The organism is Neptuniibacter marinus (assembly GCF_965223595.1).
GTDB classification, from domain to species: domain Bacteria; phylum Pseudomonadota; class Gammaproteobacteria; order Pseudomonadales; family Balneatricaceae; genus Neptuniibacter; species Neptuniibacter marinus.
The window spans coordinates 764,766-777,086 of sequence record NZ_OZ245004.1; the positions used below are offsets into that span (position 1 = coordinate 764,766).

At 43.1% G+C, this 12,321-nt stretch carries 9 protein-coding genes; 6 read left to right on the plus strand and 3 right to left on the minus strand.

The features are described from left to right. Position 1 precedes the first annotated feature (1 nt). Both ACOQOE_RS03600 and ACOQOE_RS03605 read right to left on the minus strand, forming a co-directional pair. The gene (locus ACOQOE_RS03600) at positions 2-1,294 is read right to left on the minus strand and encodes a peptidylprolyl isomerase (RefSeq protein ID WP_420554907.1); all 1,293 of its coding nucleotides are present in this window, start codon (positions 1,292-1,294) and stop codon (positions 2-4) included. Next, complete coding sequence (locus tag ACOQOE_RS03605) at positions 1,284-4,160, minus strand: LPS-assembly protein LptD (RefSeq protein WP_420554908.1); 2,877 nt, start codon at positions 4,158-4,160, stop codon at positions 1,284-1,286. Before ACOQOE_RS03605 ends, ACOQOE_RS03600 begins: the two co-directional genes overlap by 11 nt. Positions 4,161-4,401: 241 nt before the next feature. Between ACOQOE_RS03605 and ACOQOE_RS03610 the strand changes: the two genes are divergently transcribed. Genes ACOQOE_RS03610 through djlA form a run of 3 tightly spaced genes read left to right on the plus strand, consistent with a single transcriptional unit; the run spans position 4,402 to position 6,945 of the window. Next, positions 4,402-5,445, plus strand: a complete 1,044-nt coding sequence (locus tag ACOQOE_RS03610) for an aminoglycoside phosphotransferase family protein (RefSeq protein WP_067865255.1) — start codon at positions 4,402-4,404, stop codon at positions 5,443-5,445. Continuing rightward, complete coding sequence (gene murU / locus ACOQOE_RS03615; protein ID WP_420554909.1) at positions 5,442-6,131, plus strand: N-acetylmuramate alpha-1-phosphate uridylyltransferase MurU; 690 nt, start codon at positions 5,442-5,444, stop codon at positions 6,129-6,131. Before ACOQOE_RS03610 ends, murU begins: the two co-directional genes overlap by 4 nt. Continuing rightward, positions 6,121-6,945, plus strand: coding sequence for a co-chaperone DjlA (gene djlA / locus ACOQOE_RS03620; protein WP_067865262.1), 825 nt, complete (start codon positions 6,121-6,123; stop codon positions 6,943-6,945). The genes murU and djlA overlap by 11 nt, the downstream gene beginning before the upstream one ends. A gap of 39 nt (positions 6,946-6,984) precedes the next feature. Here djlA and ACOQOE_RS03625 read toward each other — a convergent pair whose 3' ends face one another. Next, entirely contained in the window at positions 6,985-8,079 is a 1,095-nt protein-coding gene (locus ACOQOE_RS03625) for a DUF3530 family protein (protein WP_420554910.1), read from the minus strand. An 87-nt stretch (positions 8,080-8,166) separates the two neighbouring features. Here ACOQOE_RS03625 and rpe point away from each other — a divergent pair, with 87 nt between their 5' ends. The 3 genes from rpe to trpE all read left to right on the plus strand — a co-directional run bounded on the left by rpe (position 8,167) and on the right by trpE (position 11,655). Further along, a complete protein-coding gene (rpe, locus tag ACOQOE_RS03630; RefSeq protein WP_067865268.1) occupies positions 8,167-8,841 on the plus strand; it encodes a ribulose-phosphate 3-epimerase in 675 nt (224 codons plus the stop codon). Positions 8,842-8,843: 2 nt separating this feature from the next. Continuing rightward, positions 8,844-9,527 carry a phosphoglycolate phosphatase gene (locus tag ACOQOE_RS03635; RefSeq protein WP_420554911.1) on the plus strand — a complete coding sequence of 228 codons (684 nt, stop codon included), beginning with the start codon at positions 8,844-8,846 and terminating at the stop codon, positions 9,525-9,527. 628 nt (positions 9,528-10,155) lie between these two features. Next, entirely contained in the window at positions 10,156-11,655 is a 1,500-nt protein-coding gene (gene trpE / locus ACOQOE_RS03640; protein ID WP_420554912.1) for an anthranilate synthase component I, read from the plus strand. Positions 11,656-12,321: the final 666 nt, after the last annotated feature.

The window sequence follows — 12,321 nt, forward strand, 5'->3', positions numbered from 1 at the left end:
ATTACTCCTTGATGTCTACATAAGCTTGTGAACGTATCTCGCGTAACCAATTAGTTAGTTCTTCATTGAACTTACGTTTTTGGATAACGGCTCGTGCACGGTTTTCTTGCATCTCTTCGCCTAGATCTTGGGTGCGTTTATCTAGGACGGTTAGGATATGCCAGCCAAAGCGTGATTCAAAAGGTGCTGATACTTGCCCTGTAGGTGTATTGTTCATCACCTCTTCAAATTCAGGGACCATCTGTCCATCTTGAGTCCAGCCGAGAGACCCGCCTTCTGAACCGCTCGCAGGATCATCACTAAACTCTTTTGCTAATGATGCAAATGATTCGCCGTTATCGATTCGTTTTTTGATATCCATTATTTGTTGTTGCGCCTGAGCGGACGTTCTAATTTCACTTGGTTTAAGTAATATGTGGCTTACAAGGCGTTGCTCTACTAATTGTACTGAACCGCCGCGTTTATCCTTCATTAGAATGATATGGAAGCCGCTTGATGAGCGTATAGGTTTGCTGAATTCTGAGGGGGAAAGTTGGCGCGCTGCATTCCCTAAAGTTTCAGGTAATTCTGCGGCCTTTCTCCAGCCTAGGTCGCCACCATTAAGTGCGTTAGGTGCGTTGGAAAATTCCACGGCGAGCTTGGAGAAGTCCTCTCCATTTTCGAGTTTAGTGTGAATATCTTTAGCAATTCTTTCTGCTCGTTGAATCATCTCTGGTGATGCTTGAGAGGGGGTAGCAATCAAAATATGCCCTAAGGAATATTCTGCAGACAGCTGGCTTTGGCCTGTTTCGGATTTCAAAAAGTTGTCGAGCTCTTGTTCTGATACGCGAATACGTCGGTTGACCATATTTTGCTGGACACTGTTAAGTAGTAATTCGCCGCGAATTTGCTCTCTGACTTGGGCGTAGTTCCGTCCTTCGGCGATCAATGCTTCGCGGAACTGCTCTAATGATAAGCCGTTTTGTGAGGCGATGCCGTTTAAGGTGTTGTTGAGCTGGCTATCAGAGATACGAATCCCTTGCTGTAGAGCAAGCTGTTTTTGAATGCTTTCCAATATTAATCGATCTAGAACCTGCTTGCGGAAGATATTATCGGGAGGTAACTTTGTGTTGCGGGCGGATAGTTGTTCACGAGTTATCGCAACGCGTTGATCAAGCTCGCTTTGCATAACAATGCCGTCATTAACCACGGCGGCCACTCGGTCGAGCGGAACTGCGTCCGCCAGTGCTGAGTGAGTGGGGATTAGCAGAGTTAATGCTGTGATTGAAAATATTTTTCTGAGCTTAGTCTTCATTTTGCTCTTCACGCTCTTCATAGCCGATTATGTCATCCATGAAGCTGCTATCGCCGCTTCCGAATGAGCCGAGTCCTTTAAGGGTAAATTTAAGGAAAATGCCTGTATCAAATTCATCTGTGTCATCAAGCCAGCGGCGCCCTGCAAAGCTAACTTTCCAACAGCAGCTTTCATACTCGACACCCAGGGCTGTTTCAAGACTGTCGCTGTCTTGGATGTCATATAACCAACGTCCCATACCTGTCCAGTTATTGGCAAGTGGCCAGATGAATGATAAATCAGTTTGTTCCCTTGTTGTATCTTTGAAGCGATAACTAAAGTTGAATCGATGATTGGAGTCGCTGTTATAACGTAATCTGGCGCTAGATTCTGAAACTTTGTAATCGCTGTTATCTAAAATGGTATCTAAGCTGACCCTAAAATTGGGAGATAAGTTCCAGGCGGCTTGTGTTGCTATATCGCTTTGACCGCTAGTTTCGTCGGGGTCGGTGTTATCGAGTTGGATTTTTCTGTCAGCAAAATAGTAGGCCTGGCCTATGCTGAAACTTGCTTGTTCAAAGCCGCTTTCTGTGTAAATCCTAGTACTAATACCTAACGATAGTTGTTCGGCATCTCCGATTCTATCCGAACCACTGAAACGATTAGTGCGGAACAGTGAGCTGTAATCAAATGTTAGCTCAGAGGTGTCGAAGTTGGGTATGCTGTCTTGGTCTTCTTCAGGTACATATAAAGCGAAGAACCTTGGTTCTAAGGTTTGGATGCCGCCATTAGACATAGGGCGTTCAAAAAAGAGTCCACTATCTACGCTGAGGATCGGAACGTTAATACTTGGGTCTGAGTCATATCCTGAAACTTGATTTTCCAGTGAATATGAAGAGCTCCAAAGCCCTAGTTGAGGTTTTAGGTATCCCCAAGGGTTTTGCCATCTATAATTTAACGTAGGTTGTATAAATCGTCGTTCACCTATTATCCGATCACTTCCAGTGAGCCCCGTTAAATTACGATCAAACTGGGTGTATTCAGTTAAGTACTTAAATTCCCCGCCTGCGCCGAAGTTTTCAGCGCCGGTTAGTCTTAACTGAGGCAGGCGTTTATAAGGTGCATCACTGCTGGTGTCGATTGTTTGGAAATCATGAACTCTGGCTCTAAATTGCCAGTTTTCTTTAATATAGGAGAGATCAGCCCGTTTATCTAAATGGTTCTGGCGAGATATTTCTAAATTGGTATCTAGGTCATCGAAGTAATCGTCATCACTTACTGCGGTGTAATCTACATTTGTGTGCCAGTTATCAGCAAAGTGGCCAGTGTGCTCTATACCTAGTAGCCAGCGGTTGTCATCGATAACATCGTCGTTATTAATGTAAGCTGTATTGATGGTGTTTTTTGACCAACTATTCATATACCGGAGCTCGTTTTCTAGCATAAGCCCGCGATCCGTTATTAGCCTAGTCGTTAATGTGTCATCTAGATTTGGTGCAATGTTGAAATAATAAGGTACAGAAACATCGAAACCACTGTCGCCGCTATAGCCTAGGCTGGGCGATAAGAAACCTGATTTGCGACGATCATCAATAGGGAAGGTAAAGTAGGGGGTGTAAAATATAGGGACACCAGCGACGCGTAGTACAGCATCCTCTGCTTCACCGTATCCCTCTTGTTTGTTAATAACTATGCTATCGGCATGGAGTTGCCACGCTTCGCTGTAAGGAGGGCAGTAGGTGTAATCGCCATTTTCCATACGCAAGCGCTCATCTTCTAAACGGATAATCCGATCTGCCCTACCTCTTAGTCCTTCCTCATGCATAACATAGTGAGTATTACTGAAGATAGCTTCAGAAGTGACTGTATCAACTTGAGCATTGTCGCTGAGTAGTAGTAAGCCTGGCTCTCTATATTGTACGTTGCCATCAAAGCGGGCTTTGTTGGTTACTTGATCGAGTTCAGCATTACTTGAATTTAAGCGTCGCTGGCCCTGCCGCATTTGAACGCCGCCTGATAGTTGGCTTAGTCCACCTATAATGGTGGAGGATGTATCAGCTTCAAAATATAACGGTGGATTATCAAGCTTTTCATCACCTGTGATTGGATATTTTGGTTCTAGATAACGTCCTGCACACTGTTGCCCAACAGGGTTTCTGTAATAGGCCCAATCTAAGTGAGAGTATGGGTTTTCTGTGATATAAGTTGGAGTTGATGGACCTTTATTTTTATATCCGCTAGGGACTGAAAGAGCGTGGATATTTACTTTGCTACAATCCCAATCGCCACTGGCAGATGTACTGCATTGCCACTCATTTCCGATAACTTCAGCCGTTGTTATTGGTTGTGTGTTTACCGCAGCTGGTGCGGTTTGTACTGGTTTTGGTTGGGCGTTTTTAATTGCTGGTTGGGATGCGATCGCTTGAGTGCTTCCTTCCTCTCCATTACATACCCACTCACCTGCTTGGTTCGCTACGCAATCCCAAACACCATTTGATGTTGGCTTGACCGCAACAGCAGGTGGTTTTGTCATTGGTTCGCGCTTCTTCTGCGAGTTTGTTTGTTGAGGTTTCTCGGGACGGACTGTTGTAATGGGTGCAGCAATGGCTGTTGGTGCCGGCTGAATGTCAACCGAATCTGCTGCTTTGCTAGTGTCTTGGGCTGTATTTGATGTTGTTTCAGATCTACTTTGTACCGGCTCTGCTTCTTCAACAGTGTTGACGGCTTCTTCGTCAGCGGAGCAATCCCATTCACCATCTTTAGTCATATTACAGCTCCAGGCCATCTCTTGGTCTGGAGTCGTCGCTTCCGCAGCTGCATAGCTAGAAAGTAATGCAGCACTGATAGCAATTGTTAGCGTATATGTTGAACGTTTGGCGAAGGGCATCTATTAACTAAATCCGTTTCAGCAGTTTCCGGAGAATCCGGTAATTGCCCGAACCTCTGTTAAACAAAGTATAAAGCGGAGAATGATAAATCATTCTCCGCGGCGAGTGTAGCATTCGCTTGTTTTTTATGTGGATTGTTCGGTTCTTTATACTTATATCGAGTGATGTTGTACCCATTTAAGGGGGTGGAGTGTAATAATAGGCGAAAAATAAGCTTAAGATATAGGGCGAAACAGTTTAATGGATCAGCGATATACGCAGTTGAAGCAATGGTTAGGGCGTGAGCTATTGGCGTTCAATCTGTTTGATGTTAGTGAATGGCAACTACTACCTGTCTCTGGAGATGCGAGTTTTCGACGTTATTTTCGTGCAAAATCTAATGGTGCGAGTTGGATCGCTGTGGATGCACCACCGGAAAAAGAAGATAGCCGCCCTTTTGTCTCAATTGCTGCTGAGTTGGAAAAAATAGCTGTTTCAGTACCTCACGTGCATAGATATGATTTGCAGCAAGGCTTTATGCTGTTGGAGGATTTTGGCGATGATCTTTATTTAAATAAATTAAATAAGTCTTCTGTTGAGCAGCTTTATGCTGATGCATTAGATAGTTTATTGATTATACAAAGCTGCAAGCCTGCGGTACTACCTCTTTATGACCGCACCCTTCTGGATAGAGAGGTGGAGTTGTTCCGAGAGTGGTTTTTACAGAAGCTTTTAGGGATTGAATTAGATGTCGATGAACAGCAGATGCTTAGGTTTCTATTTAACTATGTGATCGATTCTGCGCTAGAGCAGCCATTAGTGTTTGTGCATAGAGATTTCCATTCTAGGAACTTAATGTGCCGAGAGGGTAAAGCACCCGGTGTAATTGATTTTCAAGATGCGGTTGAGGGGCCGGTCACTTACGATCTTGCTTCTATATTGCGTGATTGCTATATCAGCTGGCCTGATGATCAGGTGTATCGTTGGGTAGAACAGTATCGCCTAAGTTTGATTGAGAACGGGCAGATGATGCCAGATCAGGCTCATTTTGTTCGCTGGTTTGATCTTATGGGTGCTCAGCGTCATTTAAAAGCCATTGGGATTTTTGCTCGATTAAATATCCGTGATGGTAAATCAGGTTATTTGTCTGATATTCCTCGTACTATGAACTATTTGATTGCAGTGGCAGCAAAAACAGAAGAACTGAAGCCCATTGCTGGCTGGTTAGTGCAAAAAGTGGTGCCTCGTATGCAGAAAAGTCAGTATTTTGATGCTGATGTATTGAATAATTGGGTTGTTGAATGAAAGCAATGATTTTGGCTGCTGGTATGGGGAAACGGATGAGACCGCTTACGCTGATAACCCCTAAGCCTCTTTTGGAAATAGCTGGCGTTCCTTTGATTGAATATCATGTTCGGCGTTTAGTGGCTGCAGGCTTTAGTGATATTGTCGTTAATCACGCCTGGTTAGGTGATCAGATTGAAGCTTATCTAGGTGATGGCAGACGGTTTGGTGCTAATATCGTCTTCTCTCGAGAAGCGGAGCCATTAGAAACTGCGGGTGGTATTAGAAAAGCGTTGCCGCTGCTTGAATCTAAAGATGAAACCTCATTTATCTTAGTTAATGGTGATGTTTTTACGGACTTTCCTTACTCTTCGCTCAATCAGTTGGCTGATAAATCACCTTATTTGGTGCTAGTGCCTAATCCGGCCCATAATCCAGAAGGGGATTTTTGTTTGAATGAAGGGCGGTTGTATGCGGATCGTGGGGAGAAATACACTTTTAGTGGTGTTAGTGTATTGCCACTAGAGATGTTTGCCGATTTGGTGGAGGGGGAGGTTACTGCGTTGGGACCTATTCTGCGAGAAGCTATTGTCAAAGGCGAGGCTCGTGGGGCTGTGTATGACGGTTTTTGGGCCGATGTCGGCACTCCGGAGCGCTTGCGACAGATTGATTATTTAGTACAGGAGCAAAAAATAGATGGCTTTTGATCCACAGCAAAAAGGCGCAGAGCTGGGCTCAGTCTTTAAAAAGTATTCTACGTCAATCCTGTTGGGGGCGGCGGTTGGTTTGTTTACCGGCGGATTGTGGGGGATAGTTTTTGGCGGTTTTGTAGGCTTTTTGGTTGGTAGAGCCCTTAAAGGTGCAGCGGCTGCAGTGAACCCTCAGGAGGCTTTTTTTAAAGCAACCTTTATCGTAATGGGGAGGATAGCGAAGGCAGATGGTCGAGTGACTGAAGATGAAATTCAGTACGCACGAAATGTAATGGTCCAGATGCGTTTGGATGAGTCTCGTAAATTGCAGGCGATGTCTTTCTTTTCAGAAGGGAAAGATCCTGAGTTCGATTTAAGTAAAGTCCTTAAACCTCTATCTATTATGCTGAGATCTAGGCCCACCGTAAAACTCATGTTCGTAGAGATTCAGCTGCAAGCTGCTATGGCTGATGGTGAAGTGAGTGAAGCTGAGCTTAAGGTAATTGATGCTGTGTGTCAGTTGTTGGATTTTGGTGTTGATTCCGTAGAAGAAGTAATATCACGGGTTAAAGCAGAACGTGATTTCTATCGTCATGGGCATGATGGTGTCGATAGTGGTGTGATGCTTGAAGATGCTTACGCTGTTTTGGGTGTTCGTAGTGATGCAAGTGATGCGGAAGTGAAGAAGGCTTATCGCCGTCATATGAGTCAGCATCACCCAGATAAGCTAGTTTCTAAGGGCTTACCTGAAGAGATGATTGAGATAGCTAAAGAAAAGTGCCAAGAGATTCAGGCAGCTTATGAGCGGATTAAAAATGCACGTGATTCGTAACGCTTGATCTCTTGTTATGTTAATTGAGGTTTAAAGGAATTATTGCCCAGGCGCTTGTTCGTTGTTGGGTATTTTGTTGTTGAGCTTTATAGCGCGCTCGGCTTCTTCAGCTTTTATTACATAAGTATTTATTGTGCCGCGTACATGCTTTAGCAGCCAAGAGTTATTTCGCTTCCAGTTATCAGTCATAGCAGGCATTCTGCTCTGATGGAAATTATTCATTTTATTATGGCGAGCTAGCCGTAATCGGCTGTTCGGGGCGTTTTGTGTTAGGTTTATCGCGGATGATCTGGGTGAGCTGTGGTGCAGGTCAATAATTGTATCTTTGATCTCCGGAAGTATGGTAGAGAGGCTGGGTAGCGAGTTGTCTGCTGGAGACTTAGCGTCAACCATTAGAAGTCTAAGATCTTGCTCCTCTTGAAATTTATTAACGTACTGTGCGGCCCAAGTGGCTCCGGTTCCTACGCCAATAATGATGAATCGGTCTAAATTCTCGCGGCTTTCCATGTAGCTAATAGCTGTTTTACCTAGGCGGAAAATAGTCTCTTCGTAGGGCTCTTTCGGAGTATCGGTAGCTTCGTCTTTTGGGGTGTCTGTCGTCGGGGTGGAGGTTATCTCTTTGGCTGAAGGTGCATTATTGGCTGGTTCCGAGTCTTCACTTTCCCTCGAAGGGTTTGTTGGGGTGAGGTTGGATAATGTAGGTAGTGTTCTTTCTGGAATGGGTAGTCTTGCTGGTTGCGGTAGATAGATAGCTAATGTATACCATCCAAATTCAGATAATCCTTCACTTAGGTATTTTAGGTTGTCTGGCCATGCCATATGAGTGTTCTGGTCAGGAAATATAATAATACCGCCTTGAGTGATACCGCTACCTTCCGTGCGGTAAAAACCAATAAGTTTTTCGTCGGCTTTGCCTGTATCTAATTGAAGTAGTTCTGTTTCTTCAGGTGTGTTCTTTACTAATTCTTGAATTCTATTTTCATCTAAACTAGGTTCGATTCGAGATTTTTGAGCCGCTGGGGATAGCGGTGCTGTGGCCTCCGGTGGGGCAGCGGTCGAATCCTCATTGTCAGCCGCGTAACTGAGTGAGGTGAATGTAAATAGAGAGGCTAAAATAGGCAGTATAAGTTTCATATTTCTGATTATGAGTAAGATGTAGGCTGACAGCAAGATGCTTGCTCCGTTAAAATGGGTTAACTCTATACTTTTTGGATCAAAAATATGCCTGATTTTAAGATCGCCCCTTCGATATTGTCTGCTGATTTCGCGCGTTTAGGTGAAGAGGTTGAGAATGTATTAACTGCGGGGGCGGATATTGTTCATTTTGATGTTATGGATAATCACTACGTACCTAATCTTACAATTGGGCCAATGGTGTGTAGCGCATTACGTAAACACGGTATTAAAGCGCCTATAGATGTGCATTTGATGGTAAAGCCTGTTGATCGTCTTATTGGTGACTTTATTGAAGCAGGCGCGAGTTATATCACTTTTCATCCTGAAGGTTCAGAGCATGTGGATCGTTCTCTGCAGATGATTAAAGATGCGGGCTGTAAGTCGGGCCTTGTATTTAACCCTGCGACGCCGTTGAGTCATTTAGAGTATGTTCTGGATAAGGTTGATATGGTGTTGCTGATGTCGGTTAATCCAGGTTTTGGTGGACAAAAGTTTATTCCAAGAACACTGGATAAGCTTCGTCAGGCACGTGAAATTATTGATAAAAGTGGTTTAGATATTCGTTTAGAGGTTGATGGGGGCGTTGGTGTGGGTAACATCAGAGAGATTGCTGAAGCAGGCGCAGACACTTTTGTGGCAGGGTCTGCCATCTTTAATACGGATGATTATGCGGCAACGATTCAGCAAATGCGTGAACAATTAGCATTGGTAGGTCGTTGATTGTGCGTCAGCTTTTTGGTGGGCAGTATCCGGATCTTGTTATGTTTGATTTGGATGGGACGCTAGTTGATAGTGTTCCCGATCTCGCTTGTGCTATTGATAAAATGCTACTTGCTCTAGGTTTGCCTGAAGCCGGTGTGGATAAAGTGATTGGTTGGGTAGGTAAAGGTGCCGCGGCTCTAGTACGACGTGCTTTGCTGGATGCTTCTCATGCTTCTCATGCTGCGATGGTTGATGAAAGCTTATTTGAACAGGCGTATGCTTTATTTTTGCGTTTTTACGGTGAAGCTACTGCGGACCAAAGTCAGCTCTATCCCGGTGCTCTGGAATGTTTAGAAGGCTTAGTGGAGCAAGATATTAAGCTAGGCCTTGTAACGAATAAGCCGATAGACTTTACCCACTCAATGTTAACTGGATTTGGGTTGGAGCGGTTTTTTAGTGTCGTATTAGGGGGCGATAGCTTGGCTAAGAAAAAGCCAGATCCTTTGCCGTTGTTGGATGCTATGCGTCGATGTGATGTCACAGCTGAAAATTCATTAATGGTGGGCGATTCTATTAATGATGTTAGCGCAGCAAGAGCTGCAGGTTGTCCTGTTGTATGCGTGCCTTATGGTTATAACCATGGCGAAGCTATATCTCTCGCTAAGCCGGATTTGATTGTGGATAGGTTAGATCTGCTTTTGTGAGTGTGTTGTGGAAGCGTTTCGTAAAAAGTGATTGTTCTTGATATTAAAGTCGACTTTTTTGTTGTTTTTTGATTGGGTAGCATAGGCGTACTTTCAAGCTGTAGGCGGTTTTTTGGCTTGGAGTTTTAGTTTTTTATTGTTCGAGACCTAAGTTAGAAACAAGGCTAGATTTTATCACAGCACTTATTTATGCCTCGGTTATCCGAGGCTTTTTTTTGCTACTTCCTTAATAACCTTGCTGGTGATTCTCGCGGCTGCTGGTATAGAAAAACTGATTTAGTTATATTTCCTGCTGATGGTGGTTGATTCAAATTAGTTGCTGCTATATGGTTTATCTCTCTTTAACTTAAATCTAAGCCTGACGTAATGTTACTTACTACAGCTATGCTAATGAAAATTACGGTACGTGTTTATTTCGCTGCTCTTCGAGAGTCATGGCGATGGCGTGTCTGAAGTTTTTACATAAGCAGACGTTAGTTTAGGCAGGCTTGATATCCTTTAATCTCAACTTTATATATCAAACAGAGTTGTGGATTTCATATCCCAGTTTTATTACTGTACCTACCTCTATATTGTGCTGCTCAGTACGTCTTAAAATACAGTTTATCGGCATTGTGAGAGACCTATCATGACACCAGAACAGTTCGCGGAACTGTCCGCGCAGAATTTTAATCGTATCCCTGTTACGCGTGAGGTATTGGCGGACTTAGATACCCCTCTTTCTACTTACAAAAAGTTAGCGAATGCACCTTATAGCTATTTGCTGGAGTCTGTTGAGGGCGGTGAGACGTGGGGGCGTTATTCTATTATTGGTCTGCCTAGTCGAACAGTTTTAAAGATATTCGGTGAGAATGTTTCTATTTTTGAGGAAGATGAGCTAATCGAGAGCCATCAAGTAGATGATCCGCTCGATTTTGTAGAAAGTTTTCAGGCACGTTATCGCGTTCCTGAAATAGAGGGTTTACCTCGCTTTAACGGTGGTCTAGTTGGATATTTTGGTTATGACTGTGTTCGGTATGTGGAAAAACGTTTAAAAGATAGTTGTCCTGAGGATGTTTTAGGTACGCCTGATATTCTTTTAATGCTTTCAGATGAGTTGGTTGTATTTGATAATCTTGCTGGGAAATTAGTGCTGATTTGTCATGCTGATCCTGCAGAAGCTAATGCATATGAGAAAGCGCAGAGTCGCCTTGATGAGCTTGTACTCCAGCTAAGGTCCGCAACACCTTATGGTGATAAGTCGTCTGGGCAGCAACGAATTGTCAATGAATCCGAATTTAAATCTAGTTTCGGAGAGCAGGCATTTATCGAAGCTGTGGATAAAATTAAAGAATACGTTTTGGATGGTGACATTATGCAGTGTGTCATTTCCCAACGTATGTCCATTCCTTTTAGTAGTAAACCGTTGGATCTATATCGAGCATTGCGGTGTTTAAATCCTTCACCGTATATGTATGTTCTTAATCTGGATGATTTTCATGTTGTGGGGTCGTCACCAGAAATTCTTGCTCGAGTTGAAGAAGGGCAGGTAAGTGTGCGTCCTATTGCTGGAACGCGTAAGAGAGGAGCGACTCCGGAAGAAGATCTTGCTATGGAGAAGGAGCTGCTTGCCGATCCTAAAGAGATTGCTGAACATCTAATGTTAATCGATTTAGGGCGCAATGATGTAGGTCGAGTTGCTGAGATCGGTGCGGTAGAGCTTACCGATAAGATGGTGATTGAACGTTACTCCCATGTTATGCATATAGTCTCCAATGTGAATGCAAAGTTGAAACCTGATGTGTCAGCGATGGATGTTTTGCGTGCAACGTTGCCTGCAGGTACGTTGAGTGGCGCGCCTAAAGTACGGGCTATGGAAATTATTGATGAGATGGAATCGGTTAAGCGCGGTGTTTATGGTGGTGCGGTAGGGTATCTATCTTGGAATGGCAATATGGATACGGCTATAGCGATCAGAACTGCTGTTATTAAAGATAATGTATTGCATATTCAGGCAGGTGCTGGAATTGTGGCTGATTCAGTTCCGCGACTAGAGTGGAAAGAAACAATGAATAAGGGGCGGGCTATCTTTAGTGCCGTGGCTATGGTTGAGCGGGGTTTAGATAATCTGGCCAATTCCGAAACCTAGAAGCTAGGTATTGCTTATTGAAACACTCGATGACAATGTCGAGTGTTTTTTATTTTTTGTTGAGAGGAAAATGTTTAGAAGCTGTTATCCGTGTTTGATAAGCCCTTTGTTAAATGCCTTTCTGTTCCATATTGCGCGATTCTTTGTTTTACCTTCCCTTGTTTGGCTTTTTATAGCTAAAACCTCTATATCATCTCTTCTTTTTTATCTAACGTTTCCTTTGGAGAGCGTTATTTAATCTCTTTAATTTTTAATCGAGTCAGCTAAAGTTTTTTAACTTTAAGGGCTGTTATATTGCGTGAGATTAATTTTCTGCTCTTTTTTAGTGCGATATTTGAACTATTGTTCTGTCTCTTGAATGTCATACTTTACCGTTAATATTTTTTTGCTGCGCTGCAAAAGGCTTGTTGTGTATGTTTGTTGTTTTTATTAAACTGCAGAGAGCTATAATTTTTTGTTGTATATTTTGCCTTGTTTTTATTGATTTTTATCTTGATTGATTATAAAAAAAACAGCGTTAGTGAAATTTCGATAAAATTTTAATAAAATTTAAGGTAGATGTGTTTGTTTGTGGGAATGCACTATCTTATAGATAAAACCTCTATTGATGAATGGATTAATTGTAGTGCTTTGATGGCATTGATTTTGCTGTTTGGTTTAGATTGC